At 56.7% G+C, this 14748-nt stretch carries 16 protein-coding genes; 3 read left to right on the top strand and 13 right to left on the bottom strand.

Translation table 11 applies throughout. The annotated features are described in order from the left end of the window. The first annotated feature begins 58 nt into the window (after positions 1 to 58). Both ACM6IN_RS25855 and ACM6IN_RS25850 read left to right on the top strand, forming a co-directional pair. Positions 59 to 1504: an AAA family ATPase gene (locus tag ACM6IN_RS25855; RefSeq protein WP_414916942.1), complete on the top strand. Its 1446-nt coding sequence runs from the start codon at positions 59 to 61 to the stop codon at positions 1502 to 1504. Next, a complete protein-coding gene (locus ACM6IN_RS25850; RefSeq protein ID WP_414916941.1) occupies positions 1494 to 2336 on the top strand; it encodes a hypothetical protein in 843 nt (280 codons plus the stop codon). Before ACM6IN_RS25855 ends, ACM6IN_RS25850 begins: the two co-directional genes overlap by 11 nt. 9 nt (positions 2337 to 2345) lie before the next feature. On the opposite strand, the gene ACM6IN_RS25845 is transcribed toward ACM6IN_RS25850, so the two are convergent. From ACM6IN_RS25845 to ACM6IN_RS25785, 13 genes are all read right to left on the bottom strand, one after another. Then, on the bottom strand, positions 2346 to 3611 hold the full coding sequence (locus ACM6IN_RS25845) for a phage late control D family protein (RefSeq protein ID WP_414916940.1): 1266 nt from the start codon (positions 3609 to 3611) through the stop codon (positions 2346 to 2348). Continuing rightward, positions 3608 to 4048 carry a phage tail protein gene (locus ACM6IN_RS25840; protein ID WP_150694807.1) on the bottom strand — a complete coding sequence of 147 codons (441 nt, stop codon included), beginning with the start codon at positions 4046 to 4048 and terminating at the stop codon, positions 3608 to 3610. The genes ACM6IN_RS25845 and ACM6IN_RS25840 overlap by 4 nt, the downstream gene beginning before the upstream one ends. Before the next feature lie 6 nt (positions 4049 to 4054). After that, on the bottom strand, positions 4055 to 6778 hold the full coding sequence (locus ACM6IN_RS25835) for a phage tail tape measure protein (protein WP_414916939.1): 2724 nt from the start codon (positions 6776 to 6778) through the stop codon (positions 4055 to 4057). Then, on the bottom strand, positions 6768 to 6887 hold the full coding sequence (locus tag ACM6IN_RS25830; RefSeq protein ID WP_414916938.1) for a GpE family phage tail protein: 120 nt from the start codon (positions 6885 to 6887) through the stop codon (positions 6768 to 6770). Before ACM6IN_RS25830 ends, ACM6IN_RS25835 begins: the two co-directional genes overlap by 11 nt. 8 nt (positions 6888 to 6895) lie before the next feature. Continuing rightward, a complete protein-coding gene (locus tag ACM6IN_RS25825; protein WP_414916937.1) occupies positions 6896 to 7228 on the bottom strand; it encodes a phage tail assembly protein in 333 nt (110 codons plus the stop codon). A 33-nt stretch (positions 7229 to 7261) separates the two neighbouring features. Then, the gene (locus tag ACM6IN_RS25820) at positions 7262 to 7777 is read right to left on the bottom strand and encodes a phage major tail tube protein (protein WP_095189078.1); all 516 of its coding nucleotides are present in this window, start codon (positions 7775 to 7777) and stop codon (positions 7262 to 7264) included. Between the two features lie 46 nt (positions 7778 to 7823). After that, positions 7824 to 8993 (bottom strand): phage tail sheath protein, encoded by a 1170-nt coding sequence (locus tag ACM6IN_RS25815; protein WP_160769741.1) that lies wholly within the window; start codon positions 8991 to 8993, stop codon positions 7824 to 7826. 107 nt (positions 8994 to 9100) lie between these two features. Beyond that, the gene (locus ACM6IN_RS25810) at positions 9101 to 9562 is read right to left on the bottom strand and encodes a phage tail assembly chaperone (RefSeq protein ID WP_414916936.1); all 462 of its coding nucleotides are present in this window, start codon (positions 9560 to 9562) and stop codon (positions 9101 to 9103) included. 2 nt (positions 9563 to 9564) lie between these two features. Next, positions 9565 to 11091, bottom strand: a complete 1527-nt coding sequence (locus tag ACM6IN_RS25805) for a phage tail protein (protein ID WP_414916935.1) — start codon at positions 11089 to 11091, stop codon at positions 9565 to 9567. Next, complete coding sequence (locus tag ACM6IN_RS25800) at positions 11084 to 11707, bottom strand: phage tail protein I (protein WP_414916934.1); 624 nt, start codon at positions 11705 to 11707, stop codon at positions 11084 to 11086. Before ACM6IN_RS25800 ends, ACM6IN_RS25805 begins: the two co-directional genes overlap by 8 nt. Continuing rightward, positions 11707 to 12618: a baseplate J/gp47 family protein gene (locus ACM6IN_RS25795; RefSeq protein ID WP_414916933.1), complete on the bottom strand. Its 912-nt coding sequence runs from the start codon at positions 12616 to 12618 to the stop codon at positions 11707 to 11709. The genes ACM6IN_RS25800 and ACM6IN_RS25795 overlap by 1 nt, the downstream gene beginning before the upstream one ends. Beyond that, positions 12615 to 12959, bottom strand: a complete 345-nt coding sequence (locus tag ACM6IN_RS25790; protein WP_414916932.1) for a GPW/gp25 family protein — start codon at positions 12957 to 12959, stop codon at positions 12615 to 12617. The genes ACM6IN_RS25795 and ACM6IN_RS25790 overlap by 4 nt, the downstream gene beginning before the upstream one ends. Beyond that, complete coding sequence (locus ACM6IN_RS25785) at positions 12956 to 13528, bottom strand: phage baseplate assembly protein V (RefSeq protein WP_414916931.1); 573 nt, start codon at positions 13526 to 13528, stop codon at positions 12956 to 12958. The genes ACM6IN_RS25790 and ACM6IN_RS25785 overlap by 4 nt, the downstream gene beginning before the upstream one ends. A 160-nt stretch (positions 13529 to 13688) precedes the next feature. Here ACM6IN_RS25785 and ACM6IN_RS25780 point away from each other — a divergent pair, with 160 nt between their 5' ends. Then, positions 13689 to 14708, top strand: a complete 1020-nt coding sequence (locus ACM6IN_RS25780) for a DUF4062 domain-containing protein (RefSeq protein ID WP_414916930.1) — start codon at positions 13689 to 13691, stop codon at positions 14706 to 14708. Positions 14709 to 14748 lie beyond the last annotated feature (40 nt).

Below are 14748 nucleotides of genomic sequence, written 5' to 3'. Positions count from 1 at the left end.
TTCCTGACTGTTCGTTTAGTTTTAAAATTTAAAATTAATCGATTATAAAAGAGTACTTATGGATATCCCTCTTATCTCCTCGATTTACGTTGAAAAGTTGTTTGGATTGTATTGTTACAGGTTGCCCGAAGCGGGAGCGCTAACCAACGCTTCAATTTTGTATGGAGATAATGGTGTTGGGAAAAGCACTATTCTACGCTTGGTTTTTCATTTGTTATCATCTGCGACTGATCGCGGACATCGTAATGCACTTTATAACGCACCTTTCGGAAGGATTGAGGTTCTTCTCGATAGTGGTGTTTTGTTAAGTGCGGCGAGAGAGGTTTCAGAGGAAGGAGAGTTTTATGAAGGGCTAAACAAAGGATTGGTTCTGACTATTCATAAAGATTCGCAGCTCTTGGGGGAATTTGTTTTTGATCCAGAAAAGCGTAATAGAGCGGAATATGTTAGTCGCGGCGATATAGGCCAGTCGGTGAGTCTCGAATCTATTAATGTTGAATGGGTTCATAATGTAAAAAGAAATTCCTTCTACAAGAAGGGTGGCGTTAGGCTAGGAGATTCAGATAACTACGTCCACAGCAAGCAGGCTTACATGGATGCATTGGCTACCCATGCTCCTACGATGTTCATACTAAATGCTGATCGACGATTGGACTGTGATGCGGTTTCGGATCCTAGCGATGAAGTAGAGCTTCGGCGAGTGATGAGATTCGAAGAGCCAAAGCGCATTAATGATCTGGTTGTACGCTCCCGAGAAATAGCATTGTCTCAGGCCTTGAACTCTGCGGCAAAGTGGGTTTCGGCAAAGACACTTCAAAGTGTTAATCTAGGTGCTGAAAATGTCCATACCGTATATGTTAATGTATTAAAGCATTTGGTTTCGACTTCTAATCCCAACTCTGAAGAGGCAGTTCCGAAGACTGAGGATTTGCTAAAATTGATTTCCGAGATCGAGACGAAGACTGCTGAGCTATCGGTTTACGGTTTGGCCGCTCCTCTATCGTTGTCAGAATTTAGAAAATCATTAAGTGCAAGGGCACGGCCTAAGAGAGTGTTGGCTGCTGGTTTACTTAAGCCCTATTTAGATAGTCTAAAGGGGCGAATTGAAGCAGTTATTCCTATTTATACCGTTCTTCACAGGTTTATTGGAATTGTTAATGATTTTTTAACCGATAAAGATATCGAGTATAAAGTTGGTAGTGGTTTTAGGATTATTAGTACCCATGGGGGGACGCCTTTAGATGCTGGAAATCTGTCGTCTGGAGAACAGCAGTTGCTGCTGTTGTTTTGTTATGTCCTGACTGGTAGGGATAAAGCCTGCGTCTTTATGATCGATGAGCCAGAAATTTCATTGAATATTAAGTGGCAGCGTAAACTGGTGAGGACGCTTTTGGAGGTGACGGAGGGGGCTAATATACAATTTGTTTTTGCGTCACATTCGATTGAGTTGTTAGCGCAGCATAAGGATCGAGTGGTTAAGGTGGTAAATAAAAATGGCCAATGAAACTCGTCGCAGCATAGAGGAATTATTGGCTAGATACGAACTTGAGCCCGAGTTAAGAGATATATATGTTGAGGGGCAGTACGATAAGGATATCTTTTCGGTGTGCTTAGGCGGAGTAGGTAATTTTTCTGAGGTTATCTATGATGTTGGTACTGTTAATGTCCCAAGTGAATTGCTTGCAGAATTTAATCTTACAAATGGAAATAAGCAGCGTGTAATTGCTTTGGCTAAAAAGCTGTCGGTGCTTGATTCAGAATGCGTATTTCGTTGTATAGTGGATAGGGACTTGGATCATTGGTTACAGGGGTTGGAAGATGTTCCAAGGCTCAAGTGGACGGAACATACATCAGTTGAGTTGTATTTTTTTACTAAAGAAATAATTTCACATATCCTGTTAACCGCTACACGCTCTAAGATCAAGGATATTGATCTTTATATGTCGTCCCTGACTGAGGTTTTGAGGATGATGTATGCAATGCGCTTGGTCGATAAAGAGCTTAACTGGGGGCTGGAGTGGCTGGAACCTGCCAAGCAGTTATCCGAATTGGCTGGAGCGGTTCAGTTTAACTCTGAGATATATGTCCGCAATCTCCTGGCAAGTAATAAAAAATCGAAAGAGTCTTCCTTGTTCAATGAGCGTCTTATCGTTTGGATGGAAAGGCTTAACGGTGACCCTCGAAGCTATATGCGTGGTCATGATTTAGTTTTTCTTTTAGCGTGGACGGTTAAAGAGTTCAATGGGGTGAAGGAATTTCAAAGTCAGGTGGCAATGGAGCGAGCTTTTGTGCTGGTTGCAGACAAGGCTCCGGATTTGTTAAGTCTCGTCAGATAGCTCAAAAACTCAGAATGGCTGAACCGTGCGGTGTAGTTCTCGCTTCACTGCACGCTTGGCTGTCTTCTCTGTCGAATACAACCACCGCAATCGCCTTGGCTTACTCTGATCTCCAGCAGTCACTGTCTTTTCTTTTCCGGTTTTCTGGTCGCGATAATACGCAATGATTCCTGTGAAATCCCCCTTGTTCTCTTCTGCCAAGTCTTCAACGGTATCTTCCGGCAACTTACTTTCCAGCTCCAAACTGACGGTGTAGCCATTGTCCGCACTGAGAGTGTGCTGAACATTCCCGCCGTACCAGATGATTTCGTCGATCTCAGGCTTTACACCTTCCAGCGTATAGGTCAGCTCAGGTATCAGATCCGGTCTGCCCATCGCCAGGGAATAGCTGAGCGTCGCGCTGCCACGTTGCAGTCGGTTGAACTCGGCCCGCGCGGCGCGCAGGGCAGACTGTCGGTCGCTGTAGGTGTGGCGCAGATCCTTGAGGTTTTCGCCGCCACCGGCGATGGCTTCTTGTTTCTTAGCGCTGTTCACATCGTAGAAGTAAGCGCGCACGCCGTCGTAGCTATCTCGGTCTGCTTGCAGGTAGCGGTGCTGGTCGCCGTCGGCGCGGGTAAGCGTGATGTGGGGCAGCTCGGCGCCGCTGGCGGTCTTGCCGCCGCCGGCCGGAAGGCACAGCAGGCAACCAGCTTTGACTGTGACCACGGCGTCGAACTCTTCGCCGACACGGCTGATCAGATTGGCGTCGGATTCGTTGGCCTGGTCCAGTTGAAGGATGGGCAAGCCGTCGAGGGCGCCGGCGATGGTTGCGGTCAGGCCGTTGCCCAGGGCGATATCGCCCAGCACGTCGCCGAGCGTGGTGTTGCTCCAGCTGCGTTCGCGCTTGGTCTTGAGGCCTTTACGCAGGTCGGCCGAGCGAGCGCGAATACTCAGCACGTCGGGCGCGCCGGAATGCTCGGTTTCATCAACGGTGTAGGTGCCCTTGTCGACCAACCCCGTATCACTCCAGCCCAGCCACAACCGAACCACCGCGCCCTTGGGCGGGATGGCGAGCAGTCCGTCGTGGTCGCTGAGGGTGATGCTCAGTTGATCGGCCTCAATACCGCGATTGTCGGTCAGGTCGAGGCTCATCAGGCGCGGGCTGATCAGTTGGGCGATGTCATTGCCGTCCACGGTGATACGGAACGCCGGCACCGGGTAGGCGGCCTCGCGCTTGTAGCGCTCGATGGTCTTGTCCAGAAAACCGGTGACGCGGGAGAGGGCGGCGTCGATCACAGCAGCGCCCTCATGATGCTGACGCCGGCGCTGGTACCGGCGCCGATCAGGTCGATACGATCGTCATCGATGCGCTTGAGGCTTAGGGTGAATTCGATGCGGCGTGGTGTACCGTCGCGGAAGAAGATTGTCTTGGTCTCGCTCAGACTTTCGATGATCCACAGCCCATAAATGCGGCCGCTGCCTTCGACCATGGGCCATGCCTTGCCGGTGTTGGCCATCAAGCGCAAGGCGTCGAGGCTGAGGGCGCTGCCGGCGAGTTCCGGCAGGATGATGCCGGGCAAGGTGATGGAGTCATCACCACGGCCGACGAACTGGCGAGCCGGCGCGGCGCCGACGCGGTTGCTGCTGGCGTGGCGCCATTCGGTTTGGCGTTGCAGTTCCTGGTAGGCGGCGGTGGAGAGGCTGAAAACGAACATGCCCAAGGCAAGCATCATGGCGGGTTACTCCAGGTCGGACAGTTTGCTGCGCTGGCGGGCGCTCTTTTCGCTGGAGACGCGGGCCAACTCGGCGCGCACGGCGCGGGCGATGGCGCGCTCATCCATGCCGGGCGTGGTGTGGATGTTGATTTCGTAGGTGTCGTGGCTGTCGTAGGCAGCGGCCGGTGCCGGACTGATAGGCGCGCGATTATCGATCGACACTGAAGAGGATGCGGCGGCGCCGGTCGGCAACTGCGGCAGCCCGATGGCGCCGAGCGGGCCAGCTACGGCGCCGAGCGCCCGTTGCCCGGCCGACACGACTTGTTTGCCCATGTCAGTGATGGCGCCCAGCGGGCCATCCTGGCCACCTTGCAGACCTTGGGTCAGCCCGGCCATGGTGAAGCCGCCGAGCGCGGTGAACACGCGGGACGGGCTGTGGATGCCGAGCTTTTCCTTGAACATGTTGATGGCCGAATCAGCGATAGAGCTGACGGCATTCGTGATCTGCCCCAACCCCGCGAGCAGTCCGTTGACCAGGCCGTTGACCAGCATGTTGCCGAACTCGGTAAAGCGGCTCGGCAGATCTACGCCGAGGTAGCTCAGTACGCCAGCGAAGGCCTGGTAGATCAGGCCGATGGGGCTGAAGTTGGCGAGCGTGTTGAGGATGCCGCCGATACCGCCACTGAAGCCGGCTTTGATCTCAGTCCAGGCGTTGCTGAAGTAGAGTTTCACCGCGTCCCAGTTGCTGTAGATCAGGTAAGCCGCACCGGCGAGCACGGCAACGACTGCACCGATGGCTAGCGCCACCGGGTTGGTGGCGAGGCCCCACAGTGCAATGCTAACCGTTCGCAGGGCGGTTACCAGTGCGCCGCTGAGTGTGCTGGCCAACGTGCGAAGGCCTTGGCCCAGCATGGGGAGGGAATTGCGGGCCAGACCGGTGATGGTGGGGGCGAGCTTTTGCATGATTCTCAGCGTGCCACCACCCTGCATGCCAAACATCGCCATGCCGTAACGAATAACGGCAAACGGGCCGAGCAGGCTGGCCATCCCGATGGCCAAGCCACCGAAAACGAACGACAAACCCGCGACCAGCGCCACGACTTTGACCAGGCCACCTGCAAGTTTCGGGTTTTCCCGCGCCCAGGCGCCGACGTTGTTGGCGACTTCACCGAGGGTGTTGATCAGCTCTTTCAAATCCGGGGCAACAGCCGCGCCGAACTCGGCCATCGCGTTGGTGAAGCTGCCTTCGGCGGCTTCCATGACGTTGGTCAAGGTGCTGAGTTGTTCATTGACGCGGGTACGCAAGTCGGCCTGGTTCTGGAGCTTCTGCTGCACCTCTTTGTAACCCGCCAGCCCCTTGTTCATCATGGTGTTCAGGGTGGTCATGGTTTCCGAGTCATCACCAAACAAGTCCTTGATGGTCTCGGTACGGTCTTCGTCGTTCAGCCCCTTGAGCTTTTCGACCTGGGCGAACAGGTTCTCCAGCCCGGCGAAGTTGCCTTCCTTGTTGGTGAAGCTGAATTGAATCTTCTGGCCCTTTAGCTGGCGGATCTTGTTGACGTCGTCGACCTTGTCCTTGTTCAAGCCCGCCTGAAAGATTTTGCGGAATGCGTTACCAGCGGCGCCGCCTTCCATGCCGGCCTGATCCATCATTATCAGCAGCGGGGCCAGTTCATTCGCGGCCTCGATCCCTGACTTCTTGATGGTGTCCATCACCGGAGCAATTTTGCTGAAGCCTTGGAGCATGTTGGTCGAGTCGACGCCCGAGTAGAAACCACGCTGTATGGTGTCCATCAACGCCATCATGTCCTTCTCGGAGGTGCGCGTGGCGTCCTGCATCTTGGCCGCGAACTCGGCGGCTTCGGCCACCGGCATTTTCAATTGCACGCCCAGATACGCGGCAGCTTCGCCGGTACCGCCGAGGATGCTTTGCGCGCTGAGACCTTGGCGCCGAAGCATGGTCATCATTTCTTGAAAATCAGCGGTGGTACCAGGCAAGCGGTCGCCGAGTTTGGTGGCGAGGTCGGTGATCTTCTGGAAGTCCTCGGCCACCTTGCCGGTGTTGTCCATCATCGACACTTTCAGCTGTGTGGCTGAGTCTTCGTTCGGTGCAAATGCGCCCACGGCTTTGGCCAGCGGGCGGCTGGCCGCGTAACCAACGCCCAACCCGGCCGCACCGTTGACCGCCATGTCACTCGCAAGGCTTTGCGTCTTCGCCAGTTTGGCGCGTTCGGCGGCCATGCGTTTTTGCTGGGCATTCAGCGCGACCAGCCGTTTCCCTTGTTCGCTGATCGTGGTGTTGGTGGCGCCGATCTGCTCGCGCAGTTGGCGTTCGTGGGTGCCGAGGTCTTTGGTGCTGATCCCTGCGCTGTACAGCTTCGAACGCAGGGTCTGCAACTGTTCGGACTGCTGCTGGTGCTGCTCCTTGAGCCGCTGAGCCTCACGCACGGCGGTGCGAAAATCCTTGGCCAGGGCCTTGGTCGGAACGCCTGTGGCGGCAAACTGCTGACTGAGCGCGCGCACTTTGTCGCGGGCTGAGGTGAGGGCGGTTTCGGTCTGCTCAGCGGCGGTGCGCTGGGTCCGCCAGGCGCTGACGTCTTTCTGCTGGGCGTTGAGTTTCTTGAGGCGGTCGCGCGCGTCCTTGAGTGCGCGCGCCGCGCCGATGCTGCCCTTGTCGATGGCCTTCAGGGGGCCGCTCGCCCGGTCAATCGCATTGAGCAGGACCTGAAGTTTTAGATCATTCGCCATCGGTGGAGCTCCGCACCTTGGCGCGCTCGCGCCAGTCCATCAGTTCTTGCAGGCAGAGCTGATCCATATCAGCCGGTGCCCAGTGAAAAACCACGGCCAGATCGGCCATGGCGTCCTCTACGCAACGAGGGAGGCGTCCGTCCTCACCGACTTCTGCAACAAAAAATGCGCGACCTTGTTGCCGCAGGCGAGCAGGTCGGCCGGGTCCATGCCGGCGGCTTCTGTGGCGGTGATGCTCGGCGAGGTGATGCGCGGCAGTACCTTGAGCAGGGCGGCGACATCGAGGTTCAGCAGATCCACCAGGTGCACACCGCGCAGCTCACCGGAACACGGCTTGCGCAGGGTGAGGCTGTCGATTTGATTCTTGCCGCGCAGGATCGCGGTATCGAGGATGACGGTATTGTCATCGACTGCCGGCAGGGCTTCGGTATTGGTTTCTTCGGTGTTCATGTGCTGCTCCAGGTAAGGGATTTAGGGAATGGTTCAAAGGCCGATGGCGGAACGCTGTTTCTCCAGCATGTCCACGCCGTTGACCTTCTCGATGAAGTTGAGCAAGTCGATCTCGATGATGTCTTCGTTGTCGACGATCAGCTTGTAGTAGCTGCACGTCGTGGTGATGCTGTGTTCGGTGTCTTCACCAGGTGCCGCGTCGCCCATCTCGATGGTTTCGTGACGGCCGCGCACGATGATTTCCACGGCGCTGATTTCGCCGGTGTCGTCCTGCTGGAACGAGCCGGCAAAGCGCAGCTGCACGCCGGACGCGTTGACGCTGCCAAATTGTCGAAGCGCGATCAGATCCAGCCCGCCGGTTTTCCATTCGAACTGGATGCCGTCGTCGGAGAAGCCGAGGTCTGCCTTGACCGGGCCGTTCATGCCGCCGCCGCGGTAGCTTTCCATCTTGCGACCGAGCGGCGGCGGGGTGACGCTTTTGGCAACGCCCTGGTAGGTGTTGCCGTCGTTAAACAGGTTCATGTTTTTGAGTTTGCGAGGCATGGCCATGGCGTTGGTCTCCGGGGTACGAACTCCCCCGCAGGGGAGCGCCGATTCAGGCGTTCACTTTGCTGGCGAACTGGATCAGGTAGCGGTCGGTGATGCGCTGGCGGAGGGTCAGGTCTTCCAGCGGCGGCACGGGCGTGTAGTCATAATCGAGGTAGAGCTTGCCGGCCTTGAGCGTGTCCTTGTCGTTGATGTCCTCTGGATACCAGCAGTCGCCGCCGATCAGGTAGCCGCTGCCGACCATTTCGCGAAACTTGGCTTTGATGCTCTCGATCATGTCGCGCACCAAGGACGGGTGCATTGGCTTATCCACGGCCCACATCTGCGCTTCGGCCATGGTGTCGGCCAGAATCTGCGCGGTGCGGGTGTAGTTCTCGAAGGCGAACAGCGGATCGTCGCTGCACGTGCGGCTGCCCCAGAAGCGGAAGCCGCCTTCGTTGATCAGGGTGGTGACTTCGTTGCCGTTGAGGTAATTGGCATCGGTGGCCGGGTTTTGTAGATCCCAGAACACGTCGGCGCTGATGCCCGTGACGCCGTTCACCGCGACGTTGGAAAGGGTTTTGTGCCAGCCCACTTCCTGATCGATCTTGGCGCGCAGGCCGAGTGCACGGGCAACGGCCGAGGCCTTCACGGTGGTGCTGGTGACGGTGTCCCAGTTCTGGAAGTCTGGCCAGATCACCATGACTTCCCGGGCGCCGAAGTTCTCGCGATAGGCGACGGCTTCTTCCTTGGTTTTGCAGTCCCAGGCACTGACGTAGGAGAAGGCGCGCAACTGCTGGGCAATGCTCGCCAGCGCCGTGGCCACGGGTTGGCTGTCTAGACCTGGCACGCCGAGGATGCGCGGCACCATGCCGACTTTGGCCTTGGCGGCGAGCAACGCTTTCATGCCGGTGTACTTGCCGTCGGCGGTGGTGGTACCGATCAACGCGCTGGCCGTTTCCGCCTCGGTGGCGCCTGCTTTGACGCGCACGACGATGGTGTAGGGCTTGGTCTGGTCAGCGATGGCTTGCAGGCTGGCGGCGAGGGTGCCGGTGGTACCGGCTTTGCCGACGGCGGTCTGCACATTGGTGAGCAGCACCGGCGTGTCGAGCGGGAAGACGGTAGCGTCGGCATCGTCGGCCGTGCAGACCATGCCGATGACGGCGGTGGGGATGGTGCGAATGGGGCGGGTGCCGTCGTTGAGTTCGAGCACCCGCACGCCGTGGAGATAATCGGCCATGGTTTTGCCTGCGCAGTAAATGGGATGACAGTGCACAGGCTGCCGCGCGCGCGCCGGATGGGCGAGCGTGCGGGCTTGTAGTAAGAGGAATTACAACGTGTCGAGTATTACTGAGTGTTCTCGGCAAGCCATTCAGGCTCGGTAGGTCGGTGCTCAATCAATGGAAACTGCGTGCCTTGTGGCCAGTCACGAAGCTGACGCCGGTATGCCTGCAACTCGGTGTACTGCTCTGCTGATAGAGTGGTGGAGTCGCCTTGCTCGACCTCATCGCGGTGACGTGATACCAGCGGATCGGTAAGTGTCAATTGCCCGTCGCGCCAAGCACGCTCGATTGATTCCAGCGCTTCGACATCCAGCGGCGGCGGATCTATCGCAACGGGATAACCGTCAGGATCAGGGATAATCAATTTCCCATCACTCTGCGCGGCTACAAGGCCTGCGTGAAGTTCATCTGTGATTTCCCTGGCACCGTTCGGAATGGTGCAGCCTGGACTTCCCATTTGCCCATGAATGTCCGAGTCAAAAAAACCACCCCGAGTATCATCGATACGACTGTAAAACTTGCCCATGTTCAATACCCGATAGCCATGTAGTCAAAGTAAAAGTTGGCGTTCGCTCCACGGGAAATAGTGGCGCCCGACTTGTCCCGTCCATTGTGTGAGTACGCAGATCCACCGGTTTGCCAGGGTGTCAGTACCAACGCGACACACGCATTGGGAAATGAAACAGGAAAAGTTAGTGGGATCGTTGCCGCATTCGACGCGTTAGAGACATTCCCCGCCTTAATGATCAGCCCCGGTAGCTGCTGATTCGCAGCACCAGTGCCCATCACCGCGGCAAATTCCGGCGCGTACTTCAGCGCCGCAACACCTTCCTCAAACACATAGTTTGTGTCGCCGCACGCAATCACGCCGTTTGATTGCATGGGAATGGTGACGCTGTTCAGGCTCCTTGCCAGCGCGACAATGATGTCCGCACCCTGTCGAGTCACCACGACATCACCGGTCCCGATATTCTGAATGTAAAACTTCGAGCCGCTAGGACTTGCGCTCAACAACGGCAGCGTGAGGGTTGCCGGTCCAGTCACGACAATGCGGCGACCAGCCAAAGTCGGAGACAGTGCAGCAGTCGGTGCATTGATGCTAGTTTGCCCACTGAAATTGCCCAGCGCCCGCTGCACAAATGCGGCATTGACCGCTAATAAGCTGGCGTCGAACTGGGCAGGCGTGGGTACGGTTGGTGTACCCAAAAATGCCGGAGAGTACAGTGCCGCGAGACCGTAGGTGACGTTTTGAAATGTCAGCGACGTGGTACCCAGAGCAATCGTCCCGTCAGTGATCAACTGCCAACGGCTGTCGGCCAAGGTCGCACCCTGTTCGACCGATACCAACAGCGCCGACGTTACTTCGGCACTGCTGTCCGCATCCGCTGCACGCACCCAACCTGCCTGTGCCGCCACCCAAATGCCGTTGTCCTTGGCGGAGGTTTGGTTTTTCACCAGCACCCTGTCACCTGCTGCCAACGCGACGCCGTCTATGGTCTGCAACCCTGTCAGCGCGATGTTGGCGGTGGTAGCCACCCGCACTGACTGTTTGTTATCGAGCTTGTATAGCTCTTCCAGAATTTTCGTATCGACGTATTCACGAGTTGCCAGTACCACTGACGGATCGATCTTCAACTGAATGTTCGACGTGCCGCTGGTGATGATGTGCATCCGCACGACCTGGTTACGGCCGGAACCTTGTGCGAGCAATGGCTTGTAGCTTGGCGCTACGTTGGCGACGGCCGAGAACACACCATCTTTGTCTTCGAGCGCCAGTTCGCGGATCCACCACCCGCCGACGTCAGGAGGAAGAACCAGTTCGGCGATAAGGACATTGTCGTCGGTCGGCGAAACACGCAGCTGATTGAGCTGGGCGCGGTACCGCTGATTGATCAGCTTGGTCTGCGCGGGGCTGGGTACCGGATCGGTGCCGTTGGCATCACCGATCAGCATGTAACGCGGCTCCCAAGGAATGCCGAGGGCGTCGCAGTTGGTTTTCTTGGCGGCGCCCAGCGTCGTCAGCATGCCGCCGAAAATAGAGTTCTGATCAATCATGGGGGTACACATCCAGTTCGTCGAGGGTGAAAAGACTCACGCCGCTGTAACTCCGGACGGATACGTCGATGTCCGGGTTGTTCCAGGGATACACGTCGATTTCGTCACCGTCGTAAACGGCGAACCCAACGAATGCGTCGAGCCGGGTTTCAAGAATGATGTCGAGGCCGGTGAGGTGGCGGGTGAGGGGTTTGGCGTCGTCGATCAGCCACACCAGCTCCTGATACATTGCCTCGGTGATGCCGGAGTCGAGGACGCCGATGCGCAGCGTGAAGGTGCCCGGTGTACCAGGCGGCACGGTCTGCCACCATTCCGCGACCTCGATCAGGTAGCCGAGCGGTTCAACGACGCGCCGAAGAGCGCTGATAGTGCCCTTGTGGGAGTGCACGTAGTACGCGGCACGGCAGGCGGCACGCTTGGCGGCTTCTGACCATTTGCTGTCCCAGCGATCGACCGAAAACGCCCAGGCCAGGTACGGCAGTAAGGGCAGGGGGCATAGGTCAGGGTTGTAGAGCGTGCGCAGTGGAATCGGCACGCGCTGGATTGCTGCCAATGCCTGTGCGGCTTGGCGTTCCAGTGGTGTCGAGTTGCCTGGTAGAAGTGGCTGGTAGGTCATCACTCAACCCCCAATGTCAGTTCTACGCTCGTGCAATACGGCGCCTGGTACTTGGTGGCGACGATGTCTTCCCAGTCTTCCAGCACTACTTTGCGCACGCCCTCGACGTGCAGCGCGGCATGCACGATGGACTCGGAAACCTCCAATGCTAGGCGCCGGCGCTGATGCACAAACTGGAGCAACTGGGCTTCGGCTGCTGCGAGGACCAATTCAGTTTCGGGACCGTTGCTCAGCGGGTAAATCTTGGCTTTGATCTGGTAATTGATGATCTCCGCACCCTGAACGGTCAGGCGATCCGCGACGGGGCGGCGGTCGTCGTCGCTGAGGTACGTTTTGACCTTGTCGAGCAGTGCCGGCGACGCGGTGCCGTCGCCCAGCACGGATTGCACGGTGACTACCGCTTCGGCCGGCGCGGGGCTTTCGGCGGTGGCATCAGCGACTTGGCCGTCAGCGGACCGGGCGTGAAAGATGTAGCTGTTGCGCGGGCCGGCGGTGCTGAGGCCTTCCCAGGCCATTTGTGCACGCTCGCGCAAGCTGTCGTCGCTTTCCATCAGCTTGGGGAGGGGCGGTACGGCTGTCGGGTTTGCAGCTTGAATGACCAGCCGCTTCACGTTGAAGTTGGCGGCAAGCTGTTCGAGGTCGGTGCCCTTGGCCAGGGCGAGCATATTGGCAACGGATGCTTCATTGACCCGCTGACGCCAGACAGTTTCGCGGTAGGCGTTTTCCTCGAGTAATTTGGTCAGCGGCTCCGATTCCATGTTGAGCCGGGCGGCAATCTCGGCTTGTTCCTCGGCGGGCCAGAGGCTGACGGCGTAGGCCTTTCGCTCGGCGAGAATCTGCTCGTAGTCGATCTGTTCGACGATCTGCGGCGCCGGCAGTTGACCGAGGTCGATAGCGACGAAAGTGTTCATACGCTACCCCCCAATTGCAGAGGCACGCTCAGGCTCAGCGGTTGGTTGTTGTCGACAATGGTGCCTTCAAATTCCAGCAACGCCTGGCCCTGAAGGTTCGCGCCGATGAACTGGATACGGCTGAGGCTGATACGGGTTTCCCAGCGCATCAGGGCCATGACGGTGGCGGCGTACACCTGCAATAGGGTGAAGTCGTTGAACGGCTGATCCACCAACTCGGGGAGTAGGCTGCCATATTCGCGGCGCATGACGCGGGTGCCTATACGAGTGGTCAGGATGTCGGCAATTGACTGGGCGATATGTTCGACCCGGCCGAGGGCCGCGCCGGTTTCTCGGTTCATCCCGGTTTCCCCGTTTTCGCGTTGCCTGGCATGACACCGCCGTGCAGGTGCTTAACCAGACTGATGCCGGCCGCGATGACATCTTCGGACACGGTGACCATACCGGTGACGTTCTGGTTGCCGGTCTGGGTGTAGTCGCCCTCGTGGGTGATCGGGCCGACGATGAGGATGCCGCCCGTGCTGGTCAGGTTGGTGGTACCGCCGTCGGCCAGCTTGGCGTTGAGGTGGTGGGCGACGCTGTCGTACTCGATGACGGTGCCGTCGCGGTAGGTGCAGCGGTGCAGGCCTTCGCGGTCGCCGTTGGCCGGGATGTTGTCGCTGAACAGGCCGGTCAGGACGATGCCGTTTCCGAGCTGGCCGGAGGGGCTGAAAAGGATGATCTGCTCGCCTTCGGTGGGTGGGTTCCATTCGCGGTCGGCGCCGGCTCGGGCGGCTACCCATGGGAGCCAGCCGGTGGTGAGTGATCCGGTTTTGACCTGCACACGCGGGGGCTTCATCTGGACGGCAGCGATGGTACCGAGGCGGATGAGGTTTTCGATCAGGCGGGCGAGGGTGGCTAAGTCGTTCATGCATGGATCATGATTGACACGCGCGTATGACACTCGTTGCGGAGCCTGTATAGGCGGGACCTACAAAGATTTTTATGACGTGATCATCTCGGATCACAATTCAGTAAACTACAGCTGATCGTCCGAGAAACTCGAAGCGTTTAAGCATAAGGAGATGGATATGGATAAAAGGTACCAAGTATTTGTAAGTTCTACCTATACGGACTTGAAGGAGGAAAGGCAGGCTGTAACTCAGACATTGATGGAAATGGATTGTATTCCAGCGGGTATGGAGTTATTTCCTGCCACTGATTCCGAACAGTGGGAGTTCATAAAGAAAATAATCGACGATTGTGATTATTATCTGTTAATTATTGGTGGTCGTTACGGTTCAATTAGTTCTGAGGGTGTTAGTTATACGGAAAAGGAATATGATTACGCTGTCGAGAAAGGCATAAAGATTGTTGCTCTTATTCACGGCAGTCCAAATAAGTTGTCCCTCGAAAAATCAGAGGGCACTGAGGAGGCAAGAGAGAAATTAGAGGAATTTCGAAATAAAGCGTCTACGGGAAGGCTTGTGAAATATTGGCAGGCAGGAAGTGAGCTGCCAGGGCTTGTCGCTTTGAGCCTCACAAAAACGATAAGGTTGTTTCCCGCAGTAGGTTGGGTAAGAGCAACTGAAGGTTCGAGCGAACAGCTCTTGAAGGAAATTAATCAGCTTCGAAAGGACAATTCCTCTCTTGTCGCACAGATAGCGAAAGTCAAATCGGTGAAGGAGGCTGTTTATAATGTCCCTGATTTGGCCGGTCTGGACGATTCATTCAAGTTGTCGGGGACTTGGTTCAATGGATCTAGAACGCTGGGGTGGGACGCCACGCTGAGCTGGAGGGAAATTTTCTTCTACGTTTCTCCTTATTTGGTTAAATATTATGAGCAGAGTGCTGTGAAAGAAGTTCTCCGCGCTGCCGTAGTTTCTCAGTTTGACCTGCCTTCACGATCCAATAAACTAGATGATCAAGCTTTTCAAACAATAGCCATTCAGCTTCAAGCACTGGGCTATGTGAAAGTCGACGTGATGAAAGCAAGTGACGACAAAACGTACTCTTTTTGGAAGCTTACCAGCGATGGGGAAAGAGCGATGGTTGAGTTGCGAGCGATCAAAAAGCAACCTACTGGGAAGGTCGACGAGAAAACTGACTAGCCGAGTAATAATTTAGGCGGAAAGTCAGCATTCTCTGACA

Origin of the sequence: Pseudomonas sp. IT-P395 (assembly GCF_949767675.1) — a bacterium.
GTDB lineage: Bacteria > Pseudomonadota > Gammaproteobacteria > Pseudomonadales > Pseudomonadaceae > Aquipseudomonas.
Note: the sequence above shows the minus strand (reverse complement) of the source record. Positions and strands in the feature narration are given on the sequence as shown.